We start from the raw sequence: 15,610 nt of genomic DNA on the forward strand, positions 1-15,610 counted from the left end.
ACGGGCTCGCCTTCCCGGAGGGCTCCCCGGTTTGGAGGTCGGGGACGGACGTCGACATCCGTCCCCGGCCCGCCGGCTTCACCGCGCCGCGGGACAGCCACAACTCCCAGAACCCACGCCCCGCCCACTCCGCCGCGCCACGGCCTACGTCGGAGCGCAACCACAGCTTTCGCGCAGTACGACCTGCACGGGCAGTTGGCGGTGTGCCGGGGTGCGCCGCTCCTGACTCACCTGATCGGTGAGGAGCTCCACCGCGACCCGCCCGAGGGCGTCCATCGGCTGGCGGACGGTGGTCAGGCCCGGCCGCAGAAAGCGGCCCGCGTCGAGGCCGTCGAAGCCCGTGACCGCGATGTCGCCCGGCACCTTCACGCCGTTGCGGACCAGCACATCGATGACTCCGAGCGCGATCTGATCGCTGCTGCACACGATCGCCTCCGGCAGGCTTCCCCCGCTCAGCATCTCTTCGGTCATCGCACGGGCGTCGACGCGGAAGCCCGTGCCGCGCAGCTGAGGTTCGTCGGGAACGGGCAGCTGCGCAGCCCGCAGGGCCGAGCGGAAGCCCTGGAAACGTTCCGCGCCATCGGCGCTCCGCCGCTCCTCCAGACCGACGAACCACACATCCCGCAACCCGTGCCCGGCCAGCAGATGGTCCGTCATCGCCCGCATCCCGCCGAAGTTGTCCACCGTCACATGGCTGAGCGGCGAGTCGGCCTCGGGGGGAGCGGCGATCACGACGACCGGGATACGGCGGGCGACGTGTTCGAGCACCTCGTCCGGCACCACGCCCGGCAGCACCACGAGTCCGTCGACGCGGCCCGCCACCTCGCTGATCATCGCGTGGCCCGGGTCGTCGTCACCCCATCCGAGCATCAGCGCGAAGCCGCGGACCGTGCACTCCAGCTGGGCACCGCGCAGCACCTCGTCGGCGAACAAGGGGTAGAGCCGCGGCTCGGCCAGGTCCCGGGTGAACGATACGGGTGCGCCCTTCTCCAGCGGCGGAAGGGCGAACTCGTCCGGCTCGTGCCTGCCCCAGGTGCACAGCCCGAGCACGCCGGTCCGCCGAGCTGCCAGACCCCGGGCGCTCCCACTGGGGACGTACCCCAACGCGACCACGACCGAGCGGATCTTCTCCCGGGTGGCCTCCGCCACCTTCTCGGGCTGCCGGAAATACCGCGACACCGTCGCAGTAGAGACACCCGCGACGGAAGCGACGTCATAAACCGTCGGCACTCTGTCCACCTGCACCGCCGCATCCCTCCCCCGCCAGGATACGCGCCCGCTTCGCGCCGGCACCGGTGAGATCGCAGGTCAGGCCTTGGTGAAGCACATCGTGTAGCGGGTGTACTTGCTCGAGTAGTGCATGACGTAGACGTACTGCGGTCCACACTTGGCGTCCGCGCCGAAGTTCCTCTCACCCATCTTGTACTCGGCCTCGGCGGAGCCGCATTCGACGATCACCGGAAGCGGATCCTCCTGGGAGCCTTCGACCTTGATGCAGTCACCGACCTTCGGATCGTGCGTCTTGTTCTCCTCGGCCTGCGCGGACTGCGAGGCCTCGGCCTTGGCCTTGCCGCCGTTGGGGTTGGTGTTGTAGTCCCACACGTACCAGGCACCGCCACCGAAGATCGCCAGGACCACGACGACGGTCAGCAGCGCCTGCAAGGGGCTCCTCTGCTGGGGCCGCTGGGGCCCGCGCGGCGGCTGCGGGGCCCCGTACTGCTGCGGGGCCTTCGGAGCCCCGTACTGCTGGGGAGCCTGCGGAGCGCCGTACTGCTGCTGGTATGCCTGCGGAGCACCGTACGGCTGCTGCGGCGGCTGATACTGCGGCTGGTGCTGGTAGGGCGGCGGCGGTGTGGACACGACTGAGATCCCCCATGAATGAACTGCAAGAACGGAGGTCAACGCGCTGTTGACCGATGCAGGCTACCTGCCGACGCGTGCCTGTCGACCGGCAGCCCGGGTGGGGGCGGCTTATCAGTGCCTGCGGGCAGGTTGATGGCCTGTCACGTCCTTGGATAGGGAACATTCCCCCCTCGCGGGACACCTTCGCCACCGCGTCCGCGGCCGGACGCTGCCGGGAGCCGACCCGGCCCTGAGGCGCCCCGGTCGCGGGTGGGCCCTCGCGATGAGACGGTGGAACCGGGAAGAGTCGGCAAAGCGCCATGCCCATAAATGGACATGGGACCTCGCAGCGCGGCAGCGCCGTGCGGGATCGCCGTGTGCCCGCTTCGCGCCGACATCCATCCGCAAGCGTTCGCAGCCTCGATGGTGCGCACAAGCCGTGCGGACTGCGCCCGGGGTGGCGGCAAGGGGAGAGTCATGAAGGCAGCCGTATACGAGGGACCGCGCACAGTGACCATCAAGGATGTGCCGGACCCGACGATCGAGCATCCCTGCGACATCCTGGTGAAGATCACCAGCACCAACATCTGCGGCTCCGACCTGCACATGTACGAAGGGCGCACGTCCTTCGAGACGGGCCGCACCCTGGGGCACGAGAACCTGGGAATGGTCGTCGAGGTCGGCACCGCGGTGACGAAGGTCAAGGTCGGCGAGTATGTGGTGCTGCCGTTCAACATCGCGTGCGGCTTCTGCAAGCAGTGTGAGCGCGGCCTGACGAACTACTGCCTGACCATGCAGCCGGAGCCGGACATGGCCGGGGCCGCCTACGGTTTCGCGGAGATGGGGTCCTACCAGGGCGGACAGGCGGAGTACCTGCGGGTGCCCTACGGCGACTTCAACGCCCTGCGGCTGGGTGAGGACGCCGCCGAGCGCCAGGTGGACTACGTGATGCTGGCGGACATCTTCCCCACCGGCTACCACGCCGCGGAGATGGCCAACGTCAAACCGGGAGACCAGACGATCGTCTACGGCGCGGGCCCGGTGGGGCTGATGGCTGCCTACTCCGCATTGCTCAAGGGCGCGGGCCGGGTCTGGGTGGCCGACCACCACCCCGACCGGTTGCGCGTGGCGGAGGAGCTCGGCGCCATCCCGATCAACACCGCCGAGCAGAACCCCTCGGACGTCGTGAAGGAAGCCACCCTCGGGCTGGGCGCCGACAACGGCTGCGAGTGCGTCGGCTACCAGGCGCACGACGCGCAGGGACATGAGGACGCCACCCTCACGCTGAACGGGCTGATCGACTCGGTCCGCTTCACCGGCGACCTCGGCGTGGTGGGTGTGTTCCTGCCCGAGGACCCCGGCGGGAAGGAGGCGCAGGGAAAGCTCGAAGCCCAGGGCAAGGTCCCGCTCGACTACGGCCTGATGTGGTTCAAGGGGCAGAAGATGGGCACCGGCCAGGCGCCGGTGAAGCGGTACAACCGGGCCCTGCGAGATCTGATCGCCGCCGGGAAGGCCGAACCCAGCGTCATCGTCTCCCACGAACTCAGCCTCGACGAGGCCCCCAGCGCCTACGAGCACTTCGACGACCGCGACGAGGGCTGGACCAAGATCGTCCTGCATCCCGGCGGCGCCGCGTAACGGCTGAGGCCAGGGTGACCCGCCAGGCGCCCGCCGCTCTCCCGGCCCGCTGTGGTGGGCCGGGAGAAGTGCTGTGGGGCGCGGCGTCCGGGTAGCCCCCAAGCATCCCCGGAGGGGAAGACGGGTACGGACCTACTTCGCTTGCGGGGTGTCGGCCTTCTTCAGCATCGCCTTGATCGCGTAGACGTCGCTGTAGTTGGCGGGGCCGCTCATGGTGTCGTTGTAGTGGGCGTTGGCGGAGAAGTAACTCATGTTCACGGCGAGGCGGTCCTGGCCGAGTTCGAGCCGGTAGGTGGTGCCCTTCTTCAGCCGTGCCTTGGCGAAGGTCGAGCCGCGCACCGTGGACCAACTGCCGGTGTTCGGCATGGCGATGACGTCTTCGGTGACCAGCTCGCCGGTGGCGTCGTCGTAGACGCGCAGCATCTTCATGCCGCCGGCCACACCGGTGTTGACGGGGTTGCCGACTGCCGCGTCGGCCTGGAGGAGGTACTCGCCGTCGGCCTTCGGCGTGATCCGGGCGGCAAGCTTGTCGCCCGGCGCGGTTCCCCAGTCGGCGTAGTAGGTCCCGTTGTCGTTGGTGGTCTTCTTCCCACCGGTCGCCTCGAAGTCCTCACCGGTGACCTTCTGGACGCGGTCGTGGCCCGGCCCCCAGTAGCACTCCGGCTCGGCGTGCTGGGAGGTGTTACCGCTGGAGGCGTAGCGCAGGCGGGCGCTGTAGCAGTGGGATACGGAGTCCATGTCGGCGGAACGGTCGTCCACCCAGGTCTGCCGGCCGCCCTTGACGGGGACGCCCTTGGCGATCACGGCGCCGTCCCGCAGGACGTCCATGGTGACCTCGGAGGGGTCCTCGTCGCTGGTGTCGACGGACAACTGAAGCCTGTTTCCAACGGAGTTGGGGGCTACGCGCCGCACATCGGGCGTGGTGGGGCCGTACAACGCCTCCTTGGAGGAAAGGTCCACAGGTTGCGCGGCGGCCTCGCCGGAACCCACTGTCGGCGCGCCCATCGTGACCACCAGCTCGGCGGTACCGTCGCCGAGCATGTCCTCGGTGAGCGGCCGGTCGGCGTTGATCCGCTTGCCGTTCAGCGTCATCGACGACACCTCGAAGGCGCCCTGCTCGGCCTTCCCCGAAGGGAGGTCGAGCGTGATGTCCAGCTTGTGGCCGCGGTAGTTCAGGCCGTTGAGGGTGGCGCGCCGGCTGTCGGCGAAGTAGGTGTCGCGGAGTTTCGCCGGCAGGAACGGCGTGATGCGCAGGCCGTCTTCCTGGGCGTCGATACCGAAGATGCTCTGCTGCACCATCGACATCATCCCGGCCACGCTCCACAGCTGCCGGTCCGAGTTGATGGCGGTGTCGGTCTCGCCGGTGGTGAGGTTGATGTTCTCCTTGTTGGTACCGAACAGCGCGGCTCCCCGTACCAAGGAGTTGGCCTGTTGCGTCGCCACGCCGTCGTTGCCGGTCTTGGCCGCCGCCCGCATCATGTAGGCGGTGACGAAGGGCCAGATGCCGTTGTTGTGATAAGCCTCGACGCCCTGCTGCTGCGGCCAGAGCACGGACGGGCCGTACTGCGTCTGCGGGTAGTTCTTGACGGCCTTCGCCGCCTGACCGGGCGTCGCCACGCCGGTGAGCACGGCAAGCGAGGTGCCCAGCGCGTCGTAGCGGTCGACCGGCGAGGTGTCCAGTTCGGTGGAGAGCATCTGGGAGAACTGGCCCTTCTCCGGCAGCCAGAACTTCGTACGGACCGCCTTGAGCAGGTCGTCGGCCCACCTGCGGTACTTCCCGGCCGCCGCCCGCTCACCGGCGCCGGCCGCGAGGTGGGAAGCGGTGTCGAGGGCGACCCAGTGGGCGACGTTCGTGGACAGCGAGCGGGACGAGGCGATGGTCGCCACATCGTCCTTGGTCCAGTCCGGGTAGCTCTGCTCACGCCAGTCGAGGAAGGAATGCTCGCCCCGGTACAGCCCGTCGCCGGTGTCGAAGACGACCTTCCGGTCGTGCTCGACGGTGTTACGGATGGCGTCGTATGCCTTGGCGGCGAACGCCTGGCGCTTGCCGTCCGGAAGCCAGTTGATGATTTCGCCGGCCCCCAGGGCCCACACGACCCGGTCGGTGGAGTTGGGGTAGCTGCCGCCGGTGCCGGTGTCCTGGATGATCTGGGTGTCCCCGGACCCGTCGCGGCGGTCGCTGAGCTTGAAGGCCAGCGTATTGCGCATCCGTTCCGGGTCGGCCGGGGTCAGGCCCAGGTCGGCGGAGTAGGAGACGTCCCGGGTCCAGACGTACGTCCAGGACTTGCCGGTGATGTAACAGCCGCCGGGGCAGTCGACCGGATCGCCGTGGTTGTAGGAGCCGTCGCTGACCCGGTCGGTCCTGTTGAGGGCCGCGTCGTCGTGGGCCATCGCGTACAGCCCGTCGAGCAGCACCGACCCGGACCTCAGTGTCGGCGTGCCGGGCGCCTCCGTGAAGACGCGTTCGCCGGTGAGCGAGCTGCTCAGCTTGTACGTACGCCGGCAGTCGTCACTGACGTCGGTCACGGTCAGGGTTGCGGAGCCGGTGCCGTCCTTGAACCGGCCGGGCCCTGCGGGAACATGACATTCTGCAGTGCCTTTCGCGCCGCCGGCCCTCGATGAGGTGGCGGTCGCCGGCTGAACGGTGGAGAGCAGGGCAGCCGTGACAGCGAAGGTCAGGACGGCCTTCGCCGAGGGCCTGCCGGAGGTACGCCGCGGCTGCGGGCGCGAGGAGGTACTCATACTGCTCCTTGGCGGTGTCGCCCGACCGACGAGCGGTGGCGGACCGGCGTAGCTGCGTCTACGCCTTCCTCCGCATCCGGTCGGGGAGAAGGGGCGGAATGCACGGGGCGGATACGCGGTGAGCGGAGAACGGTACGGAGGTGAGGAGGGGCGGTGGGATCAGCCCATCTCCTCCAGTGCCTTGCCCTTGGTCTCCGGCACCCACTTGAGGATGAAGGGGATCGAGAGCGCGGCAAAGGCCGTGTAGATGAGGTACGCGCCCGACAGGTTCCAGTCGGACAGGTTGGGGAAGGTCACGGTGATCAGCCAGTTGGCGACCCACTGGGCCGAGGCGGCGACGCCCAGCGCCGCGGCCCGGATCCGGTTCGGGAACATCTCGCCGAGCAGCACCCAGACGACCACTCCCCAGGAGAGCGCGAAGAAGAGGACGAAGGAGTGCGCGGCGACGAGCGCGACGGTGCCCTGAAGGTCGGGCATGGCGATGTCCGTGCCGGTACCGGTCTTGTACGAGAAAGCCCAGGCGGCGATGCCCAGGGAGACCGCCATGCCGGCGGAGCCGATGAGCGCCAGCGGCTTGCGGCCGATGCGGTCGACGAAGGCCATCGCGATGACGGTGCCGACGATGTTGATGATCGAGGTCGTGAAGCTGTAGAAGAACGAGCTGCTCGGGTCGATGCCGACGGACTGCCACAGCGATGACGAGTAGTAGAAGATCACGTTGATGCCGACGAGCTGCTGGAAGACCGAAAGCCCGATGCCGATCCAGACGACCGGGAGCAGGCCGGCCCGGCCGCCCAGCAGGTCCTTGAAGGTCGACTTCAGCTCGCCGCGCAGGGCGGTCTCGATCTCGCCGACGCGGACGTCGAGGTCGACCCGCTTCCCCTCGACCTCGGCAAGCACCTGCTTCGCCGCGTCGAGGCGACCGACCGAGATCAGGAAGCGGGGCGACTCGGGGATCCGGTACGAGAGCAGTCCGTAGAGCACGGCGGGCAGAACCATCACGCCGAGCATCCACTGCCAGGCTTCCAGGCCCGCCAGCGTGCCGCGCTGGTCACCGTCGGCGAGACCGAGGATGCCCCAGTTCACCAGCTGGGAGACGGCGATACCGATGACGATCGCGGCCTGTTGGAAGGACGCGAGCCGGCCACGGTAGGCGGGCGGGGCCACCTCGGCGATGTAGGCCGGCCCGATGACCGAGGCCATACCGATGGCGCCGCCACCCAGAACGCGCCACATCGTCAGGTCCCACAGGCCGAACGGCAGCGCCGAGCCGACCGCGCTGAGAGTGAACAGCGCCGCGGCTATCCGCATGACCTTGATGCGGCCGAGCCGATCGGCGAGGCGTCCCGCTGTCGCGGCACCCAGGGCACATCCGATGAGGGCGGCGGCGATGACCTGGGCGAGGGTGGAGGGGCCGACGCCGAAGCGACCCCGGATGGCTTCGACCGCACCGTTGATGACGGAGCTGTCGTATCCGAAGAGGAAGCCGCCCATCGCGGCGGCTGCCGTGATGAAGATGACGTGGCCGAGTTGCTCCGGCCCGGCCTCACGGCCCTCGGTCGGCGGTGACTGCACGGTGCTGCTCACGGTGTACTCCTTGACCCCGCCGAGCGGCGGGGCGCGCGGCGACGTTCCGGGACAGGCAGATTGCCCTTCGGGCGGCGCACGACGCAGCCGCTAGGTGAAGGTGAAAACGACGTTGCAGAGACTATGCGTTCGGATTTCGAAGTCAACAGTCTTCACACGACGGATATTGGGATGCAGCCTCAGGTTTTGCTTACAAGCCTTGAAGAAATGGCTCCCGTCATCACCGAAGGGCGCGAGCGGAACTCCCGACGCACCGAAGAGGGAAGGAAACGGTGGATACGGGACGCACGTGACCCAAGTGCGCACAGTGGCCACGCGGCAGGCTGGGACGGCGAAGGCGGAACGGGCTCGACCGCAAAGACGTCCGAGAGCTACCTCGCCGGCCTCCACCTCCGCGCCTCGATGATCTGGGCCCGACCTCGTGCAGGCAACTGGTGGTCCCCGGCCATCCCGGTTGGCCGGGTTGAACACGGCAGTTGGCCACCGGAGTGCTGCCCTGGGCGTGGCTCCGCGCCTACCGGAAGCCGAGCTGCGGATCGGTGCCGACCAGATCGGCGCCGGCGGCCCACAGGCGCGCAGCGACGGCCGGGTCTGCCATATGAGCGGGGACAGGCTCACGCCGAGGTCGGCCACGCAGGCCGAAGACCCTCGGCCCCCACAGCTGCCCTCCCTGCACTTCCGAGTCGAGGACGGCACGGACGACGGGCCATGCTCCGGCGTCCTTGCCCTGCACGACGAGCCCGGCGGGCGAGGCTCGCAGCCGCTCGCCTGGGGTTGTCGTGCTTACCGGCGGGCGGGACGGGGTGAGGGAATCCAGTGCGCCGCCGGGGTGGGCCACCACACTGAGCACCGTGCTGCCGACGGCTCGCAGGCGGCGATCGAGTTCGAAGCCAAAACTCATCTGCGCCACCTTCGACCGGCCGTAGGTGCGCTTGGGCCGGTAGTCCCGGGTCGACTGCAGATCGTCGAGGTCCAGTCGCTCGGACCGCGCCGCGAAGCTTCCCACCGTCACGATGCGGGCCGCCGACGCCGCGGACAGCAGGGGGGCCAGCCACCGGGTGAGTGCGAAGTGGCCGAGGTGGTTGGTGCCGAACATCAGCTCGTGGCCGTCCTCGGTCTCCCGACGCGGCGGGTCGTCGAGCGCGACCCCTGCGTTGTGGACCACCGCGTCGAGATGATCGAGGTCCAGCCTGTCCACGGCGGCCTTCAGGGACGACAGGTCGGCAAGGTCCAGTTGAAGGTGCCGCACCTGCGCGCCGGCGACGCGCGAGCGGATCGAGGCCATGGCGGCGTCGGCCTTCGCGGCGTCCCGGCTGCCGAGTACGACGACGGCGCCGGTGGCGGCGAGCTGCTCCGCGGCGAAGTAGCCGATCCCGGCGTTACCCCCGGTGACCAGGAAGATCCTGCCCTCGGCAGACGGCAGCCGGTGAACGTCCCACGGCCGGCTCCGGGATACGGAAGACACGATGACAGGCTCCTCGCGCTCTGGGTCCCATGGTCATGGGAAGCCTCAACCCGACCACGGTCGCAACCTTCACCGACAGACCGCCGACAGACTTCCGACACTCCTCCGGAGAACGGCAGGGAGCCAGAAGGCCGCTACGCCACGACCGGCGCGGAACTGGGAGCGAGCGCAGCCGGGGGACACACTCAGTGGTCAACTCGGGCGCTCAGCCACACCGCTTGATCACAACCGCACACCGACCCTGGTGCGACCGTCACGTAGCGGGACTGTCGCACCGAGAGGATCGGAGGGCGGCGGCGCTCAGTCCTCGACGCTCTCCGCCAGCCGGAAGGGCCCCGCGGCCCCGGGACCGAACATCACCGGCAGGCTGCGCCCATGCGGCAGAACGACGAGCGGCTCGTCACGATATTCCCTGAGAAAGTTCTCCAGCGGCTCCCAGATGAGGCTCCGATAGCCGGACTCCGACCGCTGCCCCTCGAAGGAGAGGGTCAGCGCAGCATCCATCACCGTGACGCTTATCGAGTCCACCCCCAGCCACTCTCCGCCGATCCACGCTTCGAGCCTTACGTATGACATGGCGTAAGAGTGCCTTGTTCAGCAGGTCAGCCGCAATCGTCTGCGTGCGCGCCGCCGGCGAGGAGAGTGCAATGAGGTGCCGGGAAGTCGGCCGGCGGGTGATCGCGAGGCCCCACTGCGTCGGCGCACGGCGTCAGCCACGGCGCCGGGCGCGGCATCGACCCGCTCCCCACGTCGCCCCGCGCCTTCCGGCCGCGACGTGGCGCGTGACAACGGCGGCCCGCGCGGGACCGGACCGTGCACCGGTGAGGGCAGGCACGGGCGATCTCCGCAGGGGCGGCACACGTACGATGCCCACCAGCGGTGTCATGAGTGAGGACACTACGAGTCAGAACGCCGTTCAGCAATACTGAACAGGGAGCTGTTTCATGGTCCAGGCGGTGCACAGGGCTGTCCACGTCCTCCGGGAGCTCGCCACGGCGACCCCGCGCCTCGGCGTGACCGAACTGGCCGACCGCATCGGGATCGCGAAGCCGACCGTCCACGCCCTGCTGCGCACGCTGGAGGCGGAGAGCCTGGTCGTCCAGGACCGGGAGACGGGCAAATACCAGCTGGGGCCCGGCCTGGTGGCCCTGAGCAATGCCTACCTGGACTCGCACGAGCTGCGCACCCGCGCGGTGACCTGGGCCGATCTCCTCGCCACCCAGGCCGGTGCGGCCGTATGGGTGGGCGTTCTGACGAACCATCACATCCTTGTCATCCACCACGCGTTCCGCCCCGGCGGGTCGGTGCAGGTACTGGAGACCGGGGCCAGCCTGCCCTGGAACACCTGCGCCCTCGGGAAGGCCGTCGCGGCATTCCTCCCGGCCGACCGCCGTACCGAGCTACTGGCGGGCGAGCTGCCGAGGGTCACCGGCTCCAGCATCGACGATCCGGCACAGCTCTCCGCGCAGCTGGATCAGGTGCGCAAGACCGGATACGCCCTGGACGACCAGGAGTTGACGTTGGGCGATGCCGGTATCGCGGCACCCGTGTTCGACCGCACCGGCGAGGTGGTGGGCGGCCTCGGCCTGGTGGGACCCGTCGAGCGCCTGCTGGTGGACAGTGCGCGGCAGGAGTGCGCCATCGCCGTACGCGAAGTGGCGCGGAGCCTTTCGCGGGACCTGGGAGCGCCGCGCAACGCGGGGTTGCGCGCCGGCGGCTGACAGCCGACCGGGCAGCGCCGTCCGTTCGTTGAGCGTTCATCAACTCGCCCCCGTCGGGCGGCAATCGGCCGGAGATGCACTCTCGACCGGACCACCCTGCGAGAAGTCCTTGACGGAGTCGGGGTCGCTGGGCTTTGCTCTGCATGGGCATTCGGTAATGCCGAACGCCTTTCGGATCGATTCAGTGGTCCGAGTCTCACCGCTCAAGGCTGCGCGGGTCACGGGGGAGCGAAGGAGCGCCTGGCATGCGGAGAACTGCAGAGAAAACTGATGATTTACCCGAGGCGCCTCCCGGCGTCCCCTCCGCCACCGGAGGTCCGGGGGCGGCCTCCCCTCCTGCCAACGGCCTTGGCAGCACGGCCGTGCGGGAGCGGTGCGTGGTCCTCGCCGACGCCGCCGGAGTCGTGACGCCGCGCGGCACAGCACCGACGCGCAGCGCTGGACGATCCGCACCCGAAGGAGGACCGGTGGATTTTTCACTCGCCCTTGGCTGGATGCAGAACACTGCCGCGGCCATGAACCGAAATCAGGAGTACCTGACCCAACTTGATTCGGCCATCGGGGACGGCGATCACGGAGCCAATATGGCGCGTGGCTTCGGAGCGGTGCGCGACCGGCTCGACGACGGATCGCGAAGACCCGCCTCGGTCAGCGAGATCCTGGTGATGACCGGCAGCTCCCTGCTGTCCGTGGTCGGGGGCGCCTCCGGGCCGCTGTTCGGCAGCGCGTTCCGGGCCGTCGGCGAGGCGCTCGGCACCGCGTCGCGCATCGACGCCCCACACTTCGCGGCAGCGCTCGCCGCCGGACTGGAAAAGGCCCAGCAGCTGGGTGCGGCCGTGCCCGGCGACAAGACCATGATCGACGCTTACGCACCCGCCGTCAGCGCCTTCCGCGACGCGGCAGCAGCCGGTGCCGACTTCCGCACGGCCGCCCACGCCGCGGCCGACGCGGCCGAAGCCGGCATGCGGGCCACGGTCCCCTTGCAGGCCAGGAAGGGCCGGGCGGCGTACCTCGGGTTGCGCAGCATCGGCCACAAGGACCCGGGCGCGGCATCGACGGCCTATGTCTTCCGTGCTCTCGCCGACACGACAGACGCACGGTGAACGGCACCGCCTCCACCACCTCGCGCCTCGGCGGAATTTCGCGTACGGGCATGGTGCAGTCCGGGCCCTGGCGCCCGTAGGACGGCATCCCGCCGTACGGACGACGTCGCGACGGGCCGGCAGGCGCCGTCGCCCCTCATCAGCCGAGCCCCGTGGCCGGGGCTGTCGGTGGGCTGCTCGCCCGCAGCGCCGACGCAGCGCATCCGGCCGCCAAGCCGGGGCGGCACCATGCCGCCCCGGACCTCATCCGCAACCACAGATCGGATCAACGTGACCGCCCATTCCATCGACCATGTCGAGTTCTTCGTGGGGGACGTCAACCAGGCCGCCCACTACTACCGCGGTACCTACGGCTTCCGGGTAGTGGCCGAGGCGGGCCCGCTCACCGGACTCGCCGGGGCACGCTCCCTCGTACTGGCCCACGGGGGCGTCCGCGTGGTGCTGACCTCGGCCCTGCACGCCGATCACGCCGCGGCACGGTTCGTCCGCAAGCACGGCGACGGCGTACGCGACGTGGCCCTGCGGACCACCGACGCCGCCGGCGACTTCGAGCGGGCGGTGGCGGCCGGGGCATACGCTGTCGCCGAACCCGCGACCTTCGGGGACGACGGCGGCCGGGTCATCCGGGCCACCGTCGCCGCGACCAACGACCTGGTGCACACCTTCGTCCAACGTGACGATCCGTCAGGTGCTTTTCTCCCGGGCCGGTATCGCCCCACGGGCGAAGCCGACGCGACGGATCCGGGGCTGCTCCGCTCGATCGATCACCTGGCTCTGTGCCTGCGCCCCGGCTCGCTGGAGAGCATGGTCGACTTCTACCAGCGCGCCCTGGGCCTGCGGCACACCTACGACGAGTACATCGTCGTCGGCGGCCAGGCCATGGCATCCAAGGTCGTGCAGGACGAGACCAGAGGCGTCACCTTCACCATGGTGGAGCCGGACCCCGTCAGTAACCGCGGGCAGCTCAACGACTTCCTCGACGGCTTCGACGGCCCCGGCGTCCAGCATGTCGCCTACGGAACCGACGACATCGTCCGGGCGGCACGCGAACTACGCTCCACCGGCGTGGAGTTGCTCTCGACACCGGCGGGCTACTACGCAGCCCTGGCCGAGCGGGGCATCGAGGTGGACATCGACACCGCGGTGCTCCAGGACCTGGGCCTCCTCGCCGACCGGGACGAATGGGGCCAGCTGGTCCAGGTGTTCACCCGCTCCCCCTACGCCCGCCGGACGGTCTTCTTCGAGCTGATCCAGCGGCTCGAAGCCCGCACCTTCGGGAGCGGCAACATCAAGGCTCTCTACGAGGCCGTGGAGCGCGAGCGCACCGACGATGCACAGGTCGCCGTGCCTGTCGGTGCCGCGGCGGGGGCCGAGGGGTGACCCCGCCATCGACTGTCCCGGCCGACCCGCACAGCGGGCCGGAGGGGCCCACGGCGCTGTTACCGCGGGACTATGCGGCGGCGGCCCGCGAGCGGCTCGACGGGCCGGTGTGGGACTACATCGCCGGCGGCAGCGGCGACGAGGTGAGCCTGCGCGGCGACCGTGCGGCCTACGACCGCTACCGGCTGCGCCCGCGGGTCCTCGTGGACGTGTCCCACTGCGAGTTGAGCACCACGCTGCTCGGCCGTCCGGTGGCGTTCCCCGTGGGCATCGCGCCGATGGCGTACCACCGTCTGGTCCACCCGGAGGGCGAGACCGCCACGGTCCGTGCGGCCGGCGAGGTGGGGGCGCTCACCATCGCCAGCACCTTCGCGAGCAAGACGCTGGAGGAGACCGCCCGCGCCGCGACCGGTCCGCTGTGGCTGCAGCTGTACGTGTTGCGCCGCAGGGAGATCACCGAGTCGCTGGTCCGCCGGGCCGAGGCCGCCGGCTACCGGGCCCTGGTGATCACCGTCGACACTCCGCGCATGGCGCGCCGGGAGCGGGACCTGCGCAACGGCTTCAGCCTGCCGTCGCACATCCGGCCGGTCAATCTCGACGCGGACCACACGGCCGGGCTGCACCGGGGCCGATCCGGCAGTTCCACGCTGGCCGAACACTCCGCCCGGCACCATGACGCCGCCTTCACCTGGGAGGACCTGGCCTGGTTGCGCTCGCTGACCGATCTGCCTCTGGTGCTCAAGGGGGTACTCACCGCGCAGGACGCCCTTCGGGCGGCCGATCTGGGCGTCGAGGGGCTGGTCGTCTCGACCCACGGGGGCCGTCAACTCGACGGCGCGGTGGCGGCCTTGGACGCGCTGCCGGAAGTCGTCGCGGCGGTCGAGGGCCGGTGCGAGGTCCTGGTCGACGGCGGTGTCCGGCGCGGTACGGACGTACTCAAGGCGCTGGCGCTCGGAGCGCGCGCGGTGCTGGTCGGCCGCCCCGTCCTCTGGGGGCTGGCCGTCGACGGCGCCGCCGGTGTCGAGCAGGTGCTGTCCACCCTCCAGGACGAGTTGGCGGAGGCCATGGCACTGACCGGCCGGCCCCGCCTGGACACGATCGACCGGGAGCTCCTGAACGGCCCCTCCGGTTTCGCGAACCACTCCATCACTCACGACAGGGACATGGCATGACGACGAACGATTCCCGCTTTGCGCTGACCGCTGCCGAGCAGGAGCTGCTGCCCTCCGACGACGAGGTGCAGTTCTACCAGGAGCACGGCTGGTATCTGTCGAAGAAGCTGCTGAGCGACGAGGAGGTCGACCTCCTCGACTCCGCGACCGACCGCTTCTACGCCGGGCACCGGGACCGTTCCCTGCCGACGCGGCCGCCGCGCCTCGCGTACTGGGAGCCCGACAAGGGCGACATCCACCGCCACAACGACTACATCTTCTACGAGGACGACACGATCCGCAGCATCCTGTCGAAGCCGATCATCGCGGCGGTCGCGGCACGCATCGCGGAAACCAGCCAAATACGGCTGTGGAACAGCACCCTCATCCACAAGCCGCCGCGCGCGGACGACGCCCGCAACATCGTGCCCTGGCACTTCGACCGCCACTACTGGCAGACCTGCTCCTCCGACGAGATGCTCACCGCCTTCATCCCCTTCCACGACTGTGGCGAGGAGATGGGGACGATCACGATGGTCGACGGCAGCCACCGGTGGAAGGAGATCGGCGGCGACGACTCCACCAACCGCCACTTCGCCGAGCGCGACCGCTCCGAACTGGAGGACATGCTCTCGGAGAACGCCGCCTTCAACCAGGCGGAGGTGCGCAAGGTCCCGGTCACCATCCCGAAGGGACACATCAACTTCCACCACTGCCGCACCTACCACGGCAGCGGATACAACGTCAGCGACCGTCCCCGCCGGGCCATTTCCCTGCACCTTCAGGACCGCTCCAACCAGTGGCGCCCCTTCGAGCTGTCCTCCGGGGACCAGGTCATCTACAACAACGACGTGCTCGTCCGGGCGGACGAGCAGGGCAACCCCGACTACACCGACCCGAGCTTCTGCCCCGTCCTGTGGGAGGGCCCCCGGTGAGTGACGGCTCCCCCACCACCGTTCTGCCTGCCGGAGAGCTGCACGG

General features: G+C 69.5%; 12 protein-coding genes. 6 read left to right on the plus strand and 6 right to left on the minus strand.

What is annotated here, in order from left to right; translation table 11 throughout:
• Window positions 1-144: 144 nt before the first annotated feature.
• On the minus strand, window positions 145-1,245 hold the full coding sequence (locus tag ACH4FH_RS29195; protein ID WP_398558925.1) for a LacI family DNA-binding transcriptional regulator: 1,101 nt from the start codon (window positions 1,243-1,245) through the stop codon (window positions 145-147).
• 63 nt (window positions 1,246-1,308) lie between these two features.
• Window positions 1,309-1,860 carry a hypothetical protein gene (locus ACH4FH_RS29200; protein WP_398558926.1) on the minus strand — a complete coding sequence of 184 codons (552 nt, stop codon included), beginning with the start codon at window positions 1,858-1,860 and terminating at the stop codon, window positions 1,309-1,311.
• Between the two features lie 459 nt (window positions 1,861-2,319).
• Between ACH4FH_RS29200 and ACH4FH_RS29205 the strand changes: the two genes are divergently transcribed.
• Complete coding sequence (locus ACH4FH_RS29205) at window positions 2,320-3,480, plus strand: glutathione-independent formaldehyde dehydrogenase (RefSeq protein WP_398558927.1); 1,161 nt, start codon at window positions 2,320-2,322, stop codon at window positions 3,478-3,480.
• 132 nt (window positions 3,481-3,612) lie between these two features.
• On the opposite strand, the gene ACH4FH_RS29210 is transcribed toward ACH4FH_RS29205, so the two are convergent.
• From ACH4FH_RS29210 to ACH4FH_RS29225, 4 genes are all read right to left on the minus strand, one after another.
• Entirely contained in the window at window positions 3,613-6,222 is a 2,610-nt protein-coding gene (locus tag ACH4FH_RS29210) for a hypothetical protein (protein ID WP_398558928.1), read from the minus strand.
• Window positions 6,223-6,381: 159 nt separating this feature from the next.
• Entirely contained in the window at window positions 6,382-7,809 is a 1,428-nt protein-coding gene (locus ACH4FH_RS29215; protein WP_398558929.1) for a sugar porter family MFS transporter, read from the minus strand.
• Window positions 7,810-8,323: 514 nt separating this feature from the next.
• Window positions 8,324-9,274 (minus strand): SDR family NAD(P)-dependent oxidoreductase, encoded by a 951-nt coding sequence (locus ACH4FH_RS29220; protein WP_398558930.1) that lies wholly within the window; start codon window positions 9,272-9,274, stop codon window positions 8,324-8,326.
• Window positions 9,275-9,574: 300 nt separating this feature from the next.
• Entirely contained in the window at window positions 9,575-9,850 is a 276-nt protein-coding gene (locus ACH4FH_RS29225) for a hypothetical protein (protein ID WP_398558931.1), read from the minus strand.
• A gap of 368 nt (window positions 9,851-10,218) precedes the next feature.
• Here ACH4FH_RS29225 and ACH4FH_RS29230 point away from each other — a divergent pair, with 368 nt between their 5' ends.
• The 5 genes from ACH4FH_RS29230 to ACH4FH_RS29250 all read left to right on the plus strand — a co-directional run bounded on the left by ACH4FH_RS29230 (window position 10,219) and on the right by ACH4FH_RS29250 (window position 15,564).
• Window positions 10,219-10,995, plus strand: coding sequence for an IclR family transcriptional regulator (locus tag ACH4FH_RS29230; RefSeq protein WP_398558932.1), 777 nt, complete (start codon window positions 10,219-10,221; stop codon window positions 10,993-10,995).
• 467 nt (window positions 10,996-11,462) lie between these two features.
• Window positions 11,463-12,098, plus strand: coding sequence for a dihydroxyacetone kinase subunit DhaL (gene dhaL / locus ACH4FH_RS29235; RefSeq protein WP_398558933.1), 636 nt, complete (start codon window positions 11,463-11,465; stop codon window positions 12,096-12,098).
• A 270-nt stretch (window positions 12,099-12,368) separates the two neighbouring features.
• Window positions 12,369-13,478: a 4-hydroxyphenylpyruvate dioxygenase gene (hppD, locus tag ACH4FH_RS29240; RefSeq protein WP_398558934.1), complete on the plus strand. Its 1,110-nt coding sequence runs from the start codon at window positions 12,369-12,371 to the stop codon at window positions 13,476-13,478.
• Window positions 13,475-14,650, plus strand: a complete 1,176-nt coding sequence (locus ACH4FH_RS29245; RefSeq protein WP_398558935.1) for an alpha-hydroxy acid oxidase — start codon at window positions 13,475-13,477, stop codon at window positions 14,648-14,650. The genes hppD and ACH4FH_RS29245 overlap by 4 nt, the downstream gene beginning before the upstream one ends.
• Window positions 14,647-15,564, plus strand: coding sequence for a phytanoyl-CoA dioxygenase family protein (locus ACH4FH_RS29250; RefSeq protein ID WP_398558936.1), 918 nt, complete (start codon window positions 14,647-14,649; stop codon window positions 15,562-15,564). Before ACH4FH_RS29245 ends, ACH4FH_RS29250 begins: the two co-directional genes overlap by 4 nt.
• Window positions 15,565-15,610: the final 46 nt, after the last annotated feature.

It is taken from the genome of Streptomyces sp. NPDC017993, assembly GCF_044328065.1.
Classification (GTDB): domain Bacteria; phylum Actinomycetota; class Actinomycetes; order Streptomycetales; family Streptomycetaceae; genus Streptomyces.

Bases quoted from the DNA above. Each gene is read 5' to 3' on its own strand.
- ACH4FH_RS29210 (WP_398558928.1), bottom strand. From the start codon at position 6,222: ATGAGTACCTCCTCGCGCCCGCAGCCGCGGCGTACCTCCGGCAGGCCC.
- ACH4FH_RS29250 (WP_398558936.1), top strand. From the start codon at position 14,647: ATGACGACGAACGATTCCCGCTTTGCGCTGACCGCTGCCGAGCAGGAG.
- ACH4FH_RS29230 (WP_398558932.1), top strand. From the start codon at position 10,219: ATGGTCCAGGCGGTGCACAGGGCTGTCCACGTCCTCCGGGAGCTCGCC.
- ACH4FH_RS29225 (WP_398558931.1), bottom strand. From the start codon at position 9,850: ATGTCATACGTAAGGCTCGAAGCGTGGATCGGCGGAGAGTGGCTGGGG.
- ACH4FH_RS29205 (WP_398558927.1), top strand. From the start codon at position 2,320: ATGAAGGCAGCCGTATACGAGGGACCGCGCACAGTGACCATCAAGGAT.